The following is a 16,116-nucleotide window of genomic DNA, read 5'->3' as shown; positions in this document are numbered from 1 at the left end:
TGCTCTACACATGCACATCCCGCTCATTCAGCGGCGGCGTGTTGGCCGCCGCGAACTCCTCGCGTAACGCATCGCGCGCATGATGCCGGCGCACCCACATCGCCGTGAGGATCGGCACCAGAATGGCGGTCACGAGGCAGGCCGTCGCGACCATCGCGGTCGCGGCCGGCACCAGCGGCTTGAAGCTCGGAATCATTTCGCCGATGATCGCCGGATTCGCCACCGCGGCCCCCGCCGTCGACGACGCCGCCAGCCCCGCCGCCCCATTGCCGCCGGCGATCCAGCGGTCCGCGAGAATCAGCGGAATGCCCGTCACGACGATCACGCCGAGACCCAGCACGATGCCCGGCAAGCCGCTCTTCGCGATCACGCTGAGGTCGATGCCGTTACCGAGCGCAAAGCCGAAGAACGGAATCAGCGGATGCACGCAACGGCCGAAGAACTCGCGCAATTCGCCATCCAGGTTACCCAGCGTGAAGCCGACCAGAAACGGCAGCACCGCGCCGACGAACAGACGCGGTTCGAAGAACGCCACGCCGGTCGCGCCGAGAATGATCATGCTGACGAGCGGCCCCGATTCGATCGACATTAGCACGAACGCGCCCGCCTCTTCCTTGGTCCCGTATTGCTGCATCACAGCCGCGTAGAGACCGCCGTTGGTCATGTCCATCGACGTCGTGATCGCCAGCACCGAAAGGCCGGCGAAGAGCCCCGCCTTGACGCCGTCGAGCGGAATGAAGTGCGACGCGATGATCGTCGCGATCCACGCCACGAGCATTTTCGTCACCAGCAGCGTGCCCGACTTGCGCAGCACCGTGCCGGTCGCCCGCAGATCGATGGTCGCGCCCATGCAGAAGAACCACACCGCCAGAATCGGCACGGTGCCGGAGATCAACCCATTGGTGAACGAGCCGAAGTACTTGCCCGCGCCCGGCGCAAACGTGTGGACGCAGGCGCCGAGCAGCAACGGCACCAACATCAGGCCGCCAGGAATGCGGTCGATGGCCTTCTTGAGCTTCATGCCTCCTCCATGGACTTCGCGTCCAGTTATTGGGTAATTCACCCTGGGTAATGTCCCCGTTCTGACGCCGGGCTGCTCCCTTTCGGCGCAATATAGCACCGTGAAAGGAACGCTGTTCCGTTTCTGTTAGAAATAGCGCTCATCGTTTACCCGTGTGATCTTCAAAAGCCTTGCCAGTCATGATGCGGCGTCGCAATATTTTCGGACCACTGTTCCGAAACGATATTTCTGCGCTACAGTCGAGCCCACAACCCCAGCGGAGAAAGAACAATGGAAGTGAGACAGGCCATCAACAGCGAATACGCGAAGACGCTGGATACCGACGGGCTGCGCAAGGCGTTTCTGGTCGATCAGGTGTTCGAGCGCGATGCGCTGAAGCTGACCTATAGCCATATCGACCGGATCATCGTCGGCGGCGTGATGCCGGTGGCGCGCGCGGTCGAGGTGCCCAGTTCGCTCGGCAAGACGATCGGCGTGAGCTATCTGCTGGAGCGGCGCGAACTCGGCGCGATCAACATCGGCGGCGACGGCTGGGTCGACGTGGACGGTACGCGCCATACGGTGCGCAACGAAGAGGCGATCTACATCGGCCAAGGTGCGCAGGCCATCGCCTTCGGCAGCGACGACGCCGCACGTCCGGCGAAGTTCTATCTGAACTGCGCGCCTGCTCACACGTCGTATCCGACCCGCACGATCTCGCTCGCGCAGGCCTCGCCGCAAACTCTCGGCGACCCCGCCACGAGCAACCGCCGCACCATCTACAAGTTCATCGTTCCCGAGGTGCTGCCCACCTGCCAGCTTTCCATGGGCATGACCAAACTCGAATCCGGCAGCCTGTGGAACACCATGCCGTGCCATACGCACGAGCGCCGCATGGAGGTGTATTTCTACTTCAACGTCGCCGACGACGCCGCCGTCTTTCACATGATGGGCGAGCCGAACGAGACGCGGCACATTCTCGTGCACAACGAGCAGGCGGTGATCTCGCCGAGCTGGTCGATTCACTCGGGCGTCGGCACGCAGGCGTACACGTTCATCTGGGGCATGGTCGGTGAAAACCAGGTGTTCAGCGACATGGATCACATCGCGGTTCGGGACTTGCGTTGATGGGCCGCTTTTTTACGCCGCTTTTTGACCTCTGCCACTACGACCGCACGACATGGGCTCGAACATCGTGAACCCCTTTGATCTCACCGGCCGCGTCGCCATCGTCACCGGCAGCAACACGGGCCTCGGCGCCGGCATGGCGGTCGCGCTCGCCGCCGCTGGTTGCGACATCGTCGGCGTAAGCCGTGCCGACGCCGGCGACACCGCAGCACGCATCGAAGCCTGCGGACGCCGCTTCGCCGACGTGCGCGCCGATCTCGGCTCGATCGCGCCGGTCGAGGACATCGTGCGCGCCGCGGTCGAAGCCTTCGGCCGCGTCGACGTGCTGGTGAACAACGCGGGCATCATCCGCCGCGACGACGCGCTCGATTTCACCGAAGCCGACTGGGACGCCGTGGTGGACGTCAATCTGAAAAGCCTGTTCTTTCTCTCGCAGGCCGCCGCGCGGCAGTTCGTGAAGCAGCAAAGCGGCGGCAAGATCATCAACGTCGCGTCGATGCTGTCGTTTCAAGGCGGCATCCGCGTCGCGTCCTATACGGCGTCGAAAAGCGGCGTGCTCGGACTGACGCGGCTGCTCGCGAACGAATGGGCGTCGCAAGGCATCAACGTCAATGCAATCGCGCCGGGCTACATGGCGACCGCGAACACGGCCGCGCTGCGCGACGACGCGCAGCGCAACGACGAGATTCTCAGCCGCATTCCGGCCGCCCGCTGGGGCACGCCGGACGATCTCGCGGGACCGGTGGTGTTCCTCGCGTCGTCGGCTTCGGACTACGTGCATGGGCATACACTGGCGGTGGACGGCGGCTGGCTCGCGCGCTGACTCGGCAGCGCGCGCCGGACGCGGTATGCTCTCGGCGCCTCGCCGGCGTGTGCCGGCATTGCGGGAACGTCGCGGGTACAGATAGACAGGGAAGACGGAAATGGCATCAACAGGCAAACAGCGCAAGGACGACGGCACCGCACAGGCGCAAGACGCGGAGAATGCCGACTGCGGCGAGCGCGGCGAATCGGCCTCGTCGATCGGCCGCGTCTTCGCGATTCTCGGCGCGATCGGCGACAGCGGACAGATCGGCATCAGCGAACTGTCGCAACGGCTCGGCATGTCGAAGACCACCGTGCACCGCGTGATCCAGACGCTCAAAGCGCTCGGCTACGTGACGCAGGAAGTGGAAACCGAGCGCTACCGGCTGACCATCCGTCTGTTCGAACTCGGCGCGAAGGCGCTGGAAAGTGTCGATCTGGTGCGCGAGGCTGATGTCGAGATGCGCCGCATCGGCGAAGCGACGCGCGAGGCCGTGCACCTCGGCGCATTCGACGAAGACGCCATCATCTACATTCACAAGATCGACGCCGACTACGGGCTGCGCATGCAGTCGCGCATCGGCCGGCGCAACCCGCTGCACAGCACCGCGATCGGCAAAGTCTTGCTCGCGTGGATGGACCCGGCCGACGCGCGCGAGGTGCTCTCGCACGTCGAATTCCGCAAGTCGACGCAAAAGACGCTCTCGTCCGCCGAAGCCGTGCTGAGCATCCTGCCGCACGTGCGCGAGCAAGGCTACGGCGAGGACAACGAGGAACAGGAAGAAGGTCTGCGGTGTCTCGCGGTGCCGGTGTTCGACCGCTTCGGCCGCGTGATCGCCGGCCTGTCGATTTCGTTTCCGACCATGCGCTGCGGCGCCGACACGAAGTCGCACTATGTCGCGCTGCTCAAGAAATCGGGCCTCGCGATCTCGACACGGCTCGGTTATCGGCAAGCGCCGGCGCCGCAACAGATCGCCGCCGAGCCGGGCTGAACCACGAGCCGTCAGGCCGCCTTCGCCGCCGGATTCGGCTGCACGCTGCGCGTGAAACTGCGGCGGCCGTCCACACTCACCGGCACGTCGCCCTTCAGCGTCACGCGACGCACCACGCGGTGCGCGTCGCCATAGTCGTTGACCGCGTAGTGCTGGGTCGCGCGGTTGTCCCAGATCGCGACGTCGCCCGTCTGCCAGCGCCAGCGCACGATGTTCTCCAGACGCGTCACGTAGCCTTGCAGCAGTTCCAGCAGATGCGCCGACGCGCTCGGCGTGAGACCCACGAAGCTCTTTACGAAGTGCCCGAGAATCAGCGTCTTTTCGCCGGATTCCGGATGCACGCGCACGACCGGATGCTCGGTCTCGTAACGCGTCGACACGAACGCCTCGCGATGACGCTTGATCGCTTCAGCGTCGCGGCCACGCTCGCCGACGCTGGTGTGATTCGCGTAGTCGTAGTCGTTGCTGTGCACGGCCCAGAGCTGATCGGCGAGCGCTTTGAGCGGCGGCGGCAGATCGTCGTAGGCGGTCGCCGTGTTGGCCCAGACCGTGTCGCCGCCCACTTCGGGAATCGTCACGCCGCGCAGGATCGACGCCTGCGGATAGGCGTCGACGAAGGTCACGTCCGTGTGCCATGAATTGGCGCGGCCGCCGCGATGCGAGTCGAGTTCGAGCAGATAGTCCGTGCCGTCCACCACCGGCACCGTGGGATGCGAAACCGGCTCGCCGAACAGCTTGGCGAAGGCTTCCTGATCGGCGTCCTGCAAGTGCGTCTGGTCGCGGAAAAATATCACCTTGTGACGTACCAGCGCCGCACGAATCGCTTCGACGGTGGCCGGCTCAAGCTGGCTCGACAGGCGTACGCCGCGAATTTCCGCGCCGATGCGGCCAGTGACGGGATGAATGTCCAGTGCGTTGGACGTCGCGAGACTGAGGTTCGACATGCTATGCAACTCCTGGTGTGAGGACGATCGAGGACGAGGCGGCTCAGCGTGTCAGCCGGCGCGCGGACTGACACACAGCCGACCCAGCGATCTAACCAGTCTTGGCGGCGCGCGTAAAACACTTGTTTTTCATGTGCTTATCACATGCGACGTCGTGAGGATCGCGCATGGACGCGATGGCGCCGATATCGCCGCGATGCTGCCGCTCAGGTTCGCTATCGAGGCGCGCGCATCGCGCGAACGCATGCACACGCACCGGTCGCGTCCAAAAATCGCTCGACGATGCCCGTCGGCACAGCTAGTCTGCAACCGAATGTATCTGTACGGCATAGCTGCAACGATAGGCGCCACTACACGCTTAACGGCTGCCACTACACGCGCCATTCAGCGCTCCGCAACACGCGAGACGCGCGACCACGCCGTCTTTTCCGCAACGCGTTCAATGGCTTGCGCGCTCAACTGCCCGCCGAGCCCTACCTCCTCGCTGCGCGCTGACGCACGCTATTGAAGCGACGCGCGCCTTGCCGGCATGCATCGCAATCGACACGTCCTGTTACACACAAACACACCGGAAATGCCGCGGCTCAGTAGAGTTCGGGTCACAAGGAAACAGGAGCAATGTCATGAAAAGAATTTTCGCGCTGGTCATTCTGGCTGTCACGCTCGGCAGTGCATTGGGCGGTTGCATCGTGGTGCCGGAAGGCGGCTACCACAACCACTATCACGATCGCTATTGAGCGCGAGCCGCGCAAGACTTTCCACTCACCATCGTAGAAGCCGGAAATAAAACATGAACCAATCACAAAACCGCTGGCTGTCCATGGCGATTGTCGCGGGTCTCGGAATCGGCGCATCGTCGGTCGCGCTGGCCCACGTCGATGTGGGCGTGAACATCGGCATTCCGGGCGTCGCTTATGCGCCCGAACCCGTGTATGCCCCGCCGCCGCCGGTCTATGCGCCGGCTCCGCCGGTGGTCGTGGTGAGTCCGGGCTGGTACGGCGAGCGCTATTACGACGGCCACCGCTACTGGGAACGGCGCGAGTGGGAAGATCGACATCACGGCGGACGCGAGTGGCATGAAGCGCGTGGTCCGCACGGCGACTGGCGCGGTCACGATAACGGCTGGCATGGTCATGGCGACGACCACGGCCACGGGCACGGCGATCATTGATGCATAGGCCGCGGCCGCGTCGATCACGCGGCCGTGCCGCGCACGCATTCGCGCCACACCTTCTGTAGGAGCGACGATTTGCTACGCAGCGATCCAAGACGAGTCACCGCGCAAATCAACAACACGCTGATCTGCGCCGAATATAGCGAACAAACCGGTCAATTGTGTTTGCGTCAGGACGGCACACTGTTGCGCGAATGGTTTCCACCTCACTCGTGGATCGCGATTGCGTCAGTGGCGGGCGCGCGGCACTGGGGCACGCGGCCTAGCGATGATGATTTGCTGGCGTTGCTGCACAACGAGATGACACTGTTGCGCACGTCATAGAAGACAGAAAAAGACAATAGGATTTGCGCGCGGCGATGTGCTCGCCGCGCGCTTCGTGAATCGCTTAACGCGCGTTGCGAATCGGCGGCGAGTACGAGCTGACCGTCGTGTTGTTACTCTGACCTGCTTGCCACGAGCCAACGCTGGCTGAACCATATCCGCTGTTGTCGGCTTGAGCCGCGCCTTGCTGGCTCGAGGCCTGTGCTTGCGCAGCCTGCGCGCCTTGCGATACAGGCTCGTTGGACGACTGAGCAAACGCGGCTACCGGCGCGGCAAGAACAACGGCGATAGCCACGGTTTGAATGAGCGACTTCATGAAACCACCTCCAAAGATTGTCTTTCTACGCGCTGCGGATAGGGCTGTCGTTGCAGCGGTAGCTTGAGTGTAGGTGGCCAGCGCGGCGGGATAAATCCGCCAATCCTGAATTCACTGTTGCTGCTGCCACTACAATGAAAAACGGCTGTTCAGCGAGTGTTTTTTAAATTTCATTTGCTCGAAACCAGCCGTTTCCCGGACATCAATGGAGAGACTGTTGTGCCTTGCGCGCACAGTCGCGTTTTTTACGGCGCCACAGTCGTGGGGCTAACGTGCCAGACAAACTCGGGTGCTTCACGGCGTTTGCAGCGTACCGTCTTTCAGCCGCGTTTGTGTCCACGTCGTCACGCTGTTTTCGCACGGATATTTCGCGGCCTCGGCTTCGTCGATATCGACGCCGAGACCCGGCTTGTCGTTGGCGTAGACGTGGCCTTGCCTGAACTCGGGCAGGCCCGGGAAGACTTCGAGCAAGGCTGCCCTCGGCCCTTTCAGGTCCTGGATCACGAAGTTCGGCGGCTCGGTGCCCGACCATTCCTGCACCCCGAAATTGCGCGCGGCCAGATCGATATGAATATTCGCCGCATGCGCCAATGGCGACATGTCGCCGGGGCCGTGCCACGCCGTCCGAACCCCGAATTGCTCGGCAAAGATCTGCAGCTTGCGTCCGGCGGTAATGCCGCCGATCTGGCTGAGATGCACGCGGATGAAGTCGATCAGGCGCTCCGTGATCATGAAGCGCCATTCATAGGGATTGTTGAACAGCTCGCCCTGTGCCAGCGGCGTGGTCGTTTTGGCGCGTAACTGGCGCATCCATTCCCCCTCCTCCAGCGCGATCGCGTCTTCGAGAAAGAACAGCTCGTACCGTTCCAGTTCGCACGCGAAGCGGATCGCTTCGACCGGCTTCAAACGTTCGTGCACGTCGTGACACAGCGCGACGTCGAAACCGATCTTGCTGCGAATGCCGTCGAACAGCTTGAGCGTATCGCGTATGTACTTCCGACTGTCGAGATAGACGCCGTCCGCGGCGCCTTGCGGCGCGCTCGCCGGCGCCTTGCCGAAGCCGCCTCCGCCGTACCCGCCGCTCTGGCAGCGAATGTGCGTGATGCCCTGCTCGCGATACTTCTGGATGTTCTCGCACAACTCGTTCAGATCGCGGCCATCCGCGTGACGATAGATCGGCACGCCTTCGCGGCACTTGCCGCCGAACAGCTGGTATAGCGGCATGTTCGCCAGTTTGCCCTTGATGTCCCATAGCGCCATATCGACGCCGGAAATCGCGTTGTTCTCGATCGGTCCGTTGCGCCAATACGCGTTCTGATGCATCAGTTGCCACAGTTCCTCGATCGCGTCCGCGTCGCGCCCGATCAGCAGCGGCCGCAGATACTCCTCGATCAGGCACTGCACCGCGACGTGCCGGTAGGCGAACGTCGCGCATCCCAGCCCATAGAGACCGGGCTGGTTCGTTTCCACCTTGACGACGATCAGGTTGATGCCTTCCGGCGCGGTCAGGATGACTTTTACATCGGTAATCAGGGTTGCCATGTTGTATCTGCCAGGTTTCAGCCAATGAGTTCGATCGACTAGCGTTACGTGCGATGCAGCGACAGCGATGCTTCGCGCTTCGCACGTTCATCGGAACTCGCCGGCACCGTCATCATCAGGATCACGGACGACAGCAGGCCGCCCGCCATGAAAATATAGGAAGCCGCCGGGCTGCCGGTCGCGCCGTTCAGGTATCCCACCACCCATGAGCCGGCGAACGCGCCCAGCGCGCCGCACGCGTTGATCAGACCGATCGCGCCGCCCAGCACGTTGCCCGGAATCAGCTCCGGCACGAGGGCGAAGAACGGCCCGTACGGTGCGTACATCGTTGCGCCCGCCACGACCAGCAGCGCGAACGAGAGCCAGAAATGCGAGCCGCCGATCAGGTACGACGCCACGAACGCAATCGTGCCCACCAGCAGCAGCGGCCAGACGAACAGCTTGCGGTTGCGCGTCTTGTCCGACAGCCACGACGCGAGCAGCATCAGGATGATCGCCGCGAGATACGGAACCGCGGCGAGCCAGCCGACCGAGACGATGTCGATCGTCGACGCCGTCTTGAGGATCGACGGCAGCCACATGATGAAGCCGTACACGCCGATGCTCCACAACGCGTGAATCGCACAGAACTTCAACACGATCGACGAGCGGAACGCGGCCTTGTAGTCGCGCACCGGTGCGATATGCGCCTGCTCGGCTTTCAGGCGTGCGTCGAGTTCGGTCTTTTCGGCATCGCTCATCCACGGCGCGTCGGCCGGGCGATCCTTCACCGTGAACCACCACACAACCGCCCACGCGAGCGCGGGCAAACCTTCGAGGATGAACATCTCGCGCCAGCCGAAACTGTGCACCAGGTAGCCGGACACCACCGACATCCACAACACCGTCACCGGATTGCCGAGAATCAGGAAGGTGTTGGCGCGCGAGCGCTCGGTCTTGGTGAACCAGCGGCTGATGTACATCAGCATCGACGGCATGACGGCTGCCTCAACCACGCCGAGCACGAAGCGCAGCACCATCAGCATCGGAATGTTGCTGACCATGCCGGTGGCCGCCGCGCACAGCCCCCAGAGAATCAGGCTAAAGAAGATCAGCTTCTTCACGCTATTGCGTTGCGCGTAAATCGCGCCGGGCACCTGAAACAGGCAGTACCCGAGAAAGAACAGCGAACCGATCAGCGACGACGTGCCGTGCGTGATGCCGAGATCGCGATCGATGCCGGCCGCGGCGGCGAAGCCGTAGTTCGCGCGATCGAGATACGCGAGGCTGTAGGTGATGAAGATGATGGGCATCAGATACCACCATCTTTGGGGTGCTACGGGTTTGACGCTTTCCATGATGTCTCCGGATCGGTACGGCATACTCACTATCTGGCGCGGGCGGTGTTTTGGTTGTGCTCTATCCGCGCGAATCGGTCTTTACAGTACGGCCAGCCAGCCGCCGTCCACGTAAATGATCTGGCCGTTCACGTAGCTCGAAGCCGGCGACGCCAGATACACCGCCGTGCCGACGAGTTCTTCCGGCTTGCCCCAGCGTTGCGAAGGATTGCTGTTCTTGACCCACGCATCGAACGCGGCGTTTTCGATCAGCGGCTTGTTCATGTCGGTCAGGATGTAGCCCGGACCAATGGCATTGGCCTGAATGTTCGCGGCCGCCCACTCGGCGCTCATGGCGCGGGTCAGCATCTTGATGCCGCCCTTCGCCGCCGTATAGGCGCCGACCGTCGCTCGCCCGGCCTCGCTCGTCAGCGAACCGATGTTGATGATCTTGCCGCCCGTGCCGCGCGCGATCATGCGGCGCGCAGCCTGCTTCGCGACGATGAATGCGCTCGTGAGGTTGGTGTCGATCACACGCTGCCAGTCGCTCAGTTCGAGGTCGACGAGCGGTTTGCGAAACTGGATGCCGGCGTTGTTGATCACGATGTCGATCTGCACACCGTCCTTGTCCCATTGCGCAAAGGCTTCGGCGACGGCGGCTTCGTCGGTCACGTCGAAGGCGCGGCCTTGTGCCTTCAGGCCCTTGGCGCTGAGCCGCTCAACGGCTTGCGCCACCGTGTCGGCGCGCGTGCCGTTCAGGATCACGCCGGCGCCGGCGGCAGCGAGGCCTTCGGCGAACGCGAAGCCGATGCCGCGCGCCGATCCGGTGATGAGCGCCGTGCGGCCGCTCAGATCGAATAACTGTGTCATGCAAGTGTCCTCTCGAAGTTCGGCAACGAGGCGCGAGTGCGCCCCTCGCGTGTCGTCATGACAGCCGCGATAAATGAGTTGGGGATGCAACGGCGCTGCTTCTGGACGGTCCGCCTAAGAGGCCGCCTCGTGTGGTCGTGTTGCGTGGTTCAGGCGATTCGTGAGACGGGCTTCTCGTTAGCGCTGCGATCGAGCGCGGCACGGTCCTCGAAGTCCTGCTCGGCGCGCTGGATCAGCGTAAGCACGGCCTGTTCCGCCGCCACGGGATCGCCCTGCTCGATCGCCACGCACAGCGCCTCGTGCATGGGCAGCGAACGAGCCGGCCCACCCTCGATCTCCGAGCTGAGTTCGAAACTGGTACGCAGAATCGCCGACAGCGCGTTCTGCATCTGCTGGACAAACTGGTTGTGGCAGGCCGTGAGAATGGCGCCGTGAAACGCAAGGTCGGCGGGAACATATTCGCCGTGCCCGGCGACCGCGCGCTCCATCAGCTTGAACGCGCGCCGGACCGCGACGCGATCTTCCGCGCTCGCGCGTTTCGCGGCGAGCCGGGCCGCGTTCGGCTCGATGATCAGACGCAACTCCATCAGATCTTCGATGAGGCCCGGCTCGACGGCACTCGCGCGCGCCCGCCATGTGATCACGTCCGGGTCGAACAACTGCCATTGCGAACGCGGCAGCACGACGGTGCCGTAGCGGCGGCGCACCTGAAGCATGCCCTTGGCGGACAGCGACTTCATCGTTTCGCGGATGGTGATGCGGCTCACCTGCATCTGTTCGGCAAGCACGGGCTCGGCGGGAAGAATATCGCCGGGCATGAACTTGCCTGAACAGATCTGCTCGCCCATCTGGTTCAGGACCTGCCTGTGCAAAGTTGCCACGATTCACTCTCTAGGTCATACGTATGATGTAGAAAGATAGTCGCAAGAACTTGAGATGGCAATGCGGGTTGACCCGGACTGTCGGAAGGAATGGATGGAGATGCCCGAGCGGGCGGGCGAGTGGGCGGCGGGTGCGGATTCTGGCGGGAAATGATCAGATCATTCGGCGGTCATGGCACGCGCAGTCGATTGCTTATGGCCACAGAACCCTGCACGTACCGGATTTCTTCAAAGGAAGAGATAGGCGACGATAGAACGCGCAACTATTCGCCGCCCAGATAGCCGCTTAAGGAGCGACCGCCACGGAAAACGCCGGCCTTGCCTTGATCGCCTGAAGCCATCGGTTTAAGGAAGGCAACGGCGGCGGAGCCTCCAACTTCTCGGGGAAGCGCTCAGCCAGTTGCACCCAACGGTGCGCCGCGAGCCCGACGCCGATATCGGCCGCGGTAAAGCGATCTTGCGCGAGATAGTCGTGCTTTTCGAGGGCCGCGTCGGCAATGCCCAGGAGCCGCGTTGCGTCACGATATGAACGCTTGATCGCGTCGTAATCGCGTTGCGCCTCCGGCACACGCGTCAGCCCGAGGAACGCGACGCGCAACGTCGCCCACAGCGTGCCGAGTTGCCAGTCCATCCAGCGCTCGACGTCGGCACGGGCAGCCGGGTCGGACGGCAAGAGCGTCTGCGCATCATATTTCGCGGCCAGATAACGGACGATCGTGTTCGACTCCCACAACACGCACTCGCCGTCGACGAGCGTCGGCACCAGTCCATTCGGATTGAGCGCGCGATATTGCGGCGTGTCGATCACACCGTACTCCAGTCCCGCGTCGATGCGCGAAAACTCCCGCCCCTCTTCGAAACCCAGTTCGGCGAGACACCACAGCACTTTCTGCACGTTGATCGAACTGCGCCTGCCATAGACCTGCATTGCCATACCTCGTTAGCTAGAGAACGTGGCCGATTATCACATTCACGAGACCCGCGGCGAACAGAACGATCAAGGGATTCATCTTCGGCCGCGAAAGAAAGAGGCTCAACGCGATGGCGGCAAGCGCCCAGATCGTCCACGTCGACGAAGAAGCTCGCAGCACGGAAAACGCGCCGGCGAGAATCAGCCCGGTAGCGATCGGCGCGAGGCCCTGCTCCGCCGTCCGATGCCAAGGGTGCTGTTTGTGCCGCGTCCACGCCAGCGTCGCACCGTAGGCGAGCACCGAAGACGGCACGAACAGTGCGAGCGACGCAATCACCGCGCCGAGGAAGCCCGCCGCCTTCCAACCGATCAACGTCGTGAGCAATGCGCCCGGTCCGGGCGCCGCGCGCGAGATCGCGAACAGGTCGACGAATTCGGCCTGCGTCACCCAACCGTGGATCGCCACCGTCTGCTGGTTGATATCGGCGACGATACTTTGCCCGCCACCCAGCGAGAGAAGCGACAACGGCGCGAATACCGCGATCAGTTGCAGATAGATGTTATCGCGCACGCTGGCCGCTCCTCCACGCAACGTATAGTCCCGCCGCGCCCGCCACTATAGCGACCGGCACGAGCGGCCAGCGCAGTACGCCGACCGCAACGAAAACCGCGACGATCATCACCAGCGGCCAGCGTTGTATCGCGAGCAGCGAGCGCGCGGTACGAAAGCCCACCGATGCGGTCATGCCGATCGCCGCCGCGGCGACACCTTCGAGAAACTCATGCAGCCACGCGAGTTGCGCGAACTGATGAAACACGGTGGCGAGCAGAACGATCACCACCATGGGCGGGACGAGCAAGGCCGACACGGCCACTGTGCTGCCGATCGCGCCTTTCATGCGGTAGCCGACATAGATCGACAGATTGATCACGTTCGAGCCTGGCAGGATCTGGCCGAGCGTCAGCGCGCCGAGGAATTCATCTTCTTCCAGCCATCCTCGTTGCGTGACCACCTCGCGGTAAATCCATGCGGACAGTCCGCCGCCGAAACTCGTCAGTCCGACCCGCGCGAACAGCAGAAAAATTTCCAGCAACGACACGTCGCTCGACTTGCGCTCGGATAGTGATTGCATGCGGGCTTTCCTTCTGCTGGTCATATCGCGGCGCAGGCAGCGACGGCTGCATGCATAAGTAAAACCCGGCAAAACGTGGGGTGGAACTCAATGCCGCTCGTTCGCCAGCCGATGCGCGGCTGCGACCTGCTCTTCTACTTCCCGCACGAGCTTCGAAGACTTTCTCCGACGGCTCCAGATCGAAGCCCCCACACTAATGGCAGCACAGCCGAGCAGACTTGCGGCAATCGGACTGCGAAGAAACACGCTCGGATCGCCATTCGAAATGGTCAACGCCTGACGGAACGACTGCTCGAGCGTATGGCCGAGAATCAGCCCGAACAGCAGCGGCGCCTTGGGAATATCGAACTTGCGAAACGCGTAACCGACAATGCCGAAGAACAGCGCAAGGAAAAGATCGAACACGTCGTTACTGAACGAATACACCCCCGCCGACGCAATCACCAGGATCAAACAGAGCAGCACGCCGGACGGCACGTACAGAATGCGCGACAGAATGCCCACGAGCGGCAGATTGAGCAGCAACAGCATGATGTTGCCGACGTACATGCTCGCGATGAGCCCCCACACGAGATCCGGTTGCGTGTGAAACAGCATGGGGCCCGGCTGCATGCCGTACATGATGAACGCGCCCATGATCACCGCCGTCGCCCCGGAACCCGGCACGCCGAGCGCCAGCAGATGCACGAACGCGCCGCACGTGTCCGCGTTGGTCGCTGCTTCCGGCGCCGCGACACCTTCAATGGCGCCGTGGCCAAACTCTTCCGGATGCTTCGAGATTTTCTTTTCCAGCACGTACGAGAGCATGGCCGCGAGCGTGCCGCCGAGGCCCGGCGCCGCGCCGCAGAGAAAGCCGACTGCCGAGCCGCGGAAGATCGCGGGCCGCGCGCGCCGCCACTCCGCGCGAGTGAACCACAGCTTGCCTTCGACACGCACCGTATGCAGCGTGCCGCCCAACGTGCCTTCGACCATCCGGCTGACTTCGGCAATCGCGAAAAGGCCCACCACGACCACCAGAAAATTCACGCGATCCTGCAATTGCGTGAGACCGAGCGTAAAACGCGGCACCCCGCTTTGCAGGTCGATGCCCACGGTCGCGAGACCGAGTCCCATGAACACCGCCATCATGCCCTTGCCCAGCGAGTCGCCGGTGAGCGCACCGACCGTCGACAACGCGAAGCAGATCAGCGCGAAATATTCAGTGGGTCCGAAATGCAGCGCGACGGCAGCGAGCGGCGCCGCCACGAACGCGAGCGCGGTCACACCCATCATGCCGGCCATGAACGAGCTGACGGCGGCAATCGCCAGCGTCGCGGCCGCTCTGCCTTTCCTCGCCAGTGGATAGCCGTCGAGCACCGTCATCACCGCTGCGGCGTCGCCCGGCGTATTGAGCAGGATCGCCGTGACCGCGCCGCCGTACATGCAGCCGTAGTAAATGCCGGTGAGCATCATGAGCGCGGAAATGGGATCCATGCCGAAGGTCACCGGAATCAGCAACGCAATCCCCGCCGACGGGCCGATGCCCGGCAAATGGCTGATCATCGTGCCGATGAAAACGCCGAAAAGCGTATACATGAGATGCATCGGCGTCGCGGCAACCGCGAGTCCGTGCAGAATGCCATGCAGACTGTCCATGATGCGAACGCCTCAGAATGGGAGAAGGCCGGTCGGCACCGGAACGCCGAGAAGCTGGGAAAACAGCAGATCGAAAACCACTGTCACGCCGAGCGCGATGGCGAGATTGGTTTTGTGGCGCTGGCGATTGAAATAGCTGAGCAAGCCAAACAGAAAGACCGAGGTCGAGAGTACGTACCCGGCAGGCTCGAAACACAGGTAATAGATGGCAGTCCAGACAACCATGCTGATCAGAATGAACGGACGTTGCTTCGGCTCCGGCACGGCATGGTCCACGTGGCCATGCTCCGCATCGGCCACTGTTGGTGCGGGAACCGGTTCGGCCGCTTGCGCATGCGCCTTGCCGCGCCCTTCGAGTAGAAGGACGAGCGCCGAGGCGATCAATCCCACGCCGACGAGAGCCGGAAACGCTTTAGGCCCGAGCGGATCGCTCAGCCGGACTTCCGGCAAACGCATGTCCATGTACAGGTACACGGCGGCGAGCGCCATCACGCAGAATGCGAGCCATACGTCGCTTCTGATGCTTTTCATGTCTCCTCCAGAGTTCGACTCCGTTGGTGGTCGCCAAACGCAGCGACCACCGACGGTTCGCACAGTCCGCGCGGACTCGCGTAGTCGTGCTCGTTGATCCGCGTGCGCGCCATGCCGGGCATGCCGCGCGCGCCGCTTGCGCCGGGTTGCCCCCGTGCGCCACTACCTGTCAGCAACGACAGCGCCGCATCACTTCTCGTTGTAGCGGCCCGGCTTCACCACTTCGGCGATCGTGCCGTCCGGTGCGCGAAACTTGAGTGCGCCCTCGCCCTTTGCCGAGAGAATCTCGCCGCCGTACTGCTTGATCTTCTCGGCAGCGGCTTCCTGGTCGTCGACCGTGACGCCCCAGTGGTGCAGACGCGGACCGGCGCCCGCGATCTGCGCTTCGTGCGAGTCTTCGCTGTCGTACTTCATCAGCGTAAAGTCGATGTGACCATCGGTCATGTGACGCGAAATGTGTTCGCGGTTGCGCCCGGTCTTCACTTCCTTGAAGCCGAACACTTCGGTATAGAAACGCGTGGCCTGCTCGAGGTCGTCGACCTTGACTGCGAGGTGAACGATGCGTGACATATGGATCTCCATGTCGATAGGTACTGCGGGTTAAAAGAAAAATTCG

The 16,116-nt window shown here is 62.9% G+C and carries 18 protein-coding genes; 5 read left to right on the top strand and 13 right to left on the bottom strand.

Annotated elements, in window-relative coordinates; genetic code table 11:
* Positions 1-4: 4 nt before the first annotated feature.
* On the bottom strand, positions 5-1,021 hold the full coding sequence (gene kdgT, locus ACQKRQ_RS12795) for a 2-keto-3-deoxygluconate transporter (RefSeq protein WP_427477291.1): 1,017 nt from the start codon (positions 1,019-1,021) through the stop codon (positions 5-7).
* A 270-nt stretch (positions 1,022-1,291) separates the two neighbouring features.
* Here kdgT and kduI point away from each other — a divergent pair, with 270 nt between their 5' ends.
* The 3 genes from kduI (at position 1,292) to kdgR (ending at position 3,924) form a co-directional block, all read left to right on the top strand.
* The gene (gene kduI / locus ACQKRQ_RS12790; RefSeq protein ID WP_427477289.1) at positions 1,292-2,128 is read left to right on the top strand and encodes a 5-dehydro-4-deoxy-D-glucuronate isomerase; all 837 of its coding nucleotides are present in this window, start codon (positions 1,292-1,294) and stop codon (positions 2,126-2,128) included.
* Positions 2,129-2,180: 52 nt separating this feature from the next.
* Positions 2,181-2,951, top strand: a complete 771-nt coding sequence (gene kduD, locus ACQKRQ_RS12785) for a 2-dehydro-3-deoxy-D-gluconate 5-dehydrogenase KduD (protein WP_427477287.1) — start codon at positions 2,181-2,183, stop codon at positions 2,949-2,951.
* A gap of 100 nt (positions 2,952-3,051) precedes the next feature.
* The gene (gene kdgR, locus ACQKRQ_RS12780) at positions 3,052-3,924 is read left to right on the top strand and encodes a DNA-binding transcriptional regulator KdgR (protein ID WP_132374282.1); all 873 of its coding nucleotides are present in this window, start codon (positions 3,052-3,054) and stop codon (positions 3,922-3,924) included.
* Between the two features lie 11 nt (positions 3,925-3,935).
* On the opposite strand, the gene ACQKRQ_RS12775 is transcribed toward kdgR, so the two are convergent.
* Positions 3,936-4,868, bottom strand: a complete 933-nt coding sequence (locus tag ACQKRQ_RS12775; protein ID WP_427477285.1) for a TauD/TfdA dioxygenase family protein — start codon at positions 4,866-4,868, stop codon at positions 3,936-3,938.
* A gap of 790 nt (positions 4,869-5,658) precedes the next feature.
* Here ACQKRQ_RS12775 and ACQKRQ_RS12770 point away from each other — a divergent pair.
* Positions 5,659-6,039, top strand: a complete 381-nt coding sequence (locus tag ACQKRQ_RS12770) for a hypothetical protein (RefSeq protein WP_427477283.1) — start codon at positions 5,659-5,661, stop codon at positions 6,037-6,039.
* A 78-nt stretch (positions 6,040-6,117) separates the two neighbouring features.
* Complete coding sequence (locus ACQKRQ_RS12765; RefSeq protein ID WP_132374279.1) at positions 6,118-6,366, top strand: hypothetical protein; 249 nt, start codon at positions 6,118-6,120, stop codon at positions 6,364-6,366.
* A gap of 64 nt (positions 6,367-6,430) precedes the next feature.
* On the opposite strand, the gene ACQKRQ_RS12760 is transcribed toward ACQKRQ_RS12765, so the two are convergent.
* From ACQKRQ_RS12760 to ACQKRQ_RS12710, 11 genes are all read right to left on the bottom strand, one after another.
* Positions 6,431-6,682, bottom strand: a complete 252-nt coding sequence (locus ACQKRQ_RS12760; RefSeq protein WP_427477281.1) for a hypothetical protein — start codon at positions 6,680-6,682, stop codon at positions 6,431-6,433.
* A gap of 294 nt (positions 6,683-6,976) precedes the next feature.
* Positions 6,977-8,224, bottom strand: coding sequence for an enolase C-terminal domain-like protein (locus tag ACQKRQ_RS12755; RefSeq protein ID WP_427477279.1), 1,248 nt, complete (start codon positions 8,222-8,224; stop codon positions 6,977-6,979).
* Between the two features lie 44 nt (positions 8,225-8,268).
* Positions 8,269-9,561, bottom strand: a complete 1,293-nt coding sequence (locus ACQKRQ_RS12750) for an MFS transporter (RefSeq protein WP_427477277.1) — start codon at positions 9,559-9,561, stop codon at positions 8,269-8,271.
* 81 nt (positions 9,562-9,642) lie between these two features.
* Positions 9,643-10,410, bottom strand: coding sequence for an SDR family oxidoreductase (locus ACQKRQ_RS12745; RefSeq protein WP_132374275.1), 768 nt, complete (start codon positions 10,408-10,410; stop codon positions 9,643-9,645).
* A gap of 149 nt (positions 10,411-10,559) precedes the next feature.
* Complete coding sequence (locus tag ACQKRQ_RS12740) at positions 10,560-11,291, bottom strand: FadR/GntR family transcriptional regulator (protein ID WP_427477275.1); 732 nt, start codon at positions 11,289-11,291, stop codon at positions 10,560-10,562.
* A gap of 286 nt (positions 11,292-11,577) precedes the next feature.
* Positions 11,578-12,219 (bottom strand): glutathione S-transferase family protein, encoded by a 642-nt coding sequence (locus tag ACQKRQ_RS12735; RefSeq protein ID WP_408430544.1) that lies wholly within the window; start codon positions 12,217-12,219, stop codon positions 11,578-11,580.
* Positions 12,220-12,235: 16 nt separating this feature from the next.
* Positions 12,236-12,772: a chromate transporter gene (locus ACQKRQ_RS12730; RefSeq protein ID WP_132374272.1), complete on the bottom strand. Its 537-nt coding sequence runs from the start codon at positions 12,770-12,772 to the stop codon at positions 12,236-12,238.
* Positions 12,762-13,334, bottom strand: coding sequence for a chromate transporter (locus ACQKRQ_RS12725; protein ID WP_427477272.1), 573 nt, complete (start codon positions 13,332-13,334; stop codon positions 12,762-12,764). The genes ACQKRQ_RS12730 and ACQKRQ_RS12725 overlap by 11 nt, the downstream gene beginning before the upstream one ends.
* 87 nt (positions 13,335-13,421) lie before the next feature.
* Positions 13,422-14,969: a tripartite tricarboxylate transporter permease gene (locus ACQKRQ_RS12720; protein ID WP_408289975.1), complete on the bottom strand. Its 1,548-nt coding sequence runs from the start codon at positions 14,967-14,969 to the stop codon at positions 13,422-13,424.
* A 12-nt stretch (positions 14,970-14,981) separates the two neighbouring features.
* Complete coding sequence (locus ACQKRQ_RS12715; RefSeq protein ID WP_132374269.1) at positions 14,982-15,500, bottom strand: tripartite tricarboxylate transporter TctB family protein; 519 nt, start codon at positions 15,498-15,500, stop codon at positions 14,982-14,984.
* A gap of 189 nt (positions 15,501-15,689) precedes the next feature.
* Positions 15,690-16,070 carry a VOC family protein gene (locus ACQKRQ_RS12710; protein ID WP_132374268.1) on the bottom strand — a complete coding sequence of 127 codons (381 nt, stop codon included), beginning with the start codon at positions 16,068-16,070 and terminating at the stop codon, positions 15,690-15,692.
* Positions 16,071-16,116 lie beyond the last annotated feature (46 nt).

The sequence above is a fragment of the Paraburkholderia sp. NPDC080076 genome (assembly GCF_050281145.1).
Taxonomy (GTDB): domain Bacteria; phylum Pseudomonadota; class Gammaproteobacteria; order Burkholderiales; family Burkholderiaceae; genus Paraburkholderia.
The sequence above is the reverse complement of the archived record's forward strand: the minus strand, read 5'-3'. Positions and strand labels throughout refer to the sequence as shown.

Coding starts and splice junctions, on each gene's coding strand:
- kdgT (WP_427477291.1), bottom strand. CDS start 1,021: ATGAAGCTCAAGAAGGCCATCGACCGCATTCCTGGCGGCCTGATGTTG.
- kduI (WP_427477289.1), top strand. CDS start 1,292: ATGGAAGTGAGACAGGCCATCAACAGCGAATACGCGAAGACGCTGGAT.
- kduD (WP_427477287.1), top strand. CDS start 2,181: ATGGGCTCGAACATCGTGAACCCCTTTGATCTCACCGGCCGCGTCGCC.
- kdgR (WP_132374282.1), top strand. CDS start 3,052: ATGGCATCAACAGGCAAACAGCGCAAGGACGACGGCACCGCACAGGCG.
- ACQKRQ_RS12775 (WP_427477285.1), bottom strand. CDS start 4,868: ATGTCGAACCTCAGTCTCGCGACGTCCAACGCACTGGACATTCATCCC.
- ACQKRQ_RS12770 (WP_427477283.1), top strand. CDS start 5,659: ATGAACCAATCACAAAACCGCTGGCTGTCCATGGCGATTGTCGCGGGT.
- ACQKRQ_RS12760 (WP_427477281.1), bottom strand. CDS start 6,682: ATGAAGTCGCTCATTCAAACCGTGGCTATCGCCGTTGTTCTTGCCGCG.
- ACQKRQ_RS12755 (WP_427477279.1), bottom strand. CDS start 8,224: ATGGCAACCCTGATTACCGATGTAAAAGTCATCCTGACCGCGCCGGAA.
- ACQKRQ_RS12750 (WP_427477277.1), bottom strand. CDS start 9,561: ATGGAAAGCGTCAAACCCGTAGCACCCCAAAGATGGTGGTATCTGATG.
- ACQKRQ_RS12745 (WP_132374275.1), bottom strand. CDS start 10,410: ATGACACAGTTATTCGATCTGAGCGGCCGCACGGCGCTCATCACCGGA.
- ACQKRQ_RS12735 (WP_408430544.1), bottom strand. CDS start 12,219: ATGCAGGTCTATGGCAGGCGCAGTTCGATCAACGTGCAGAAAGTGCTG.
- ACQKRQ_RS12725 (WP_427477272.1), bottom strand. CDS start 13,334: ATGCAATCACTATCCGAGCGCAAGTCGAGCGACGTGTCGTTGCTGGAA.
- ACQKRQ_RS12720 (WP_408289975.1), bottom strand. CDS start 14,969: ATGGACAGTCTGCATGGCATTCTGCACGGACTCGCGGTTGCCGCGACG.
- ACQKRQ_RS12715 (WP_132374269.1), bottom strand. CDS start 15,500: ATGAAAAGCATCAGAAGCGACGTATGGCTCGCATTCTGCGTGATGGCG.
- ACQKRQ_RS12710 (WP_132374268.1), bottom strand. CDS start 16,070: ATGTCACGCATCGTTCACCTCGCAGTCAAGGTCGACGACCTCGAGCAG.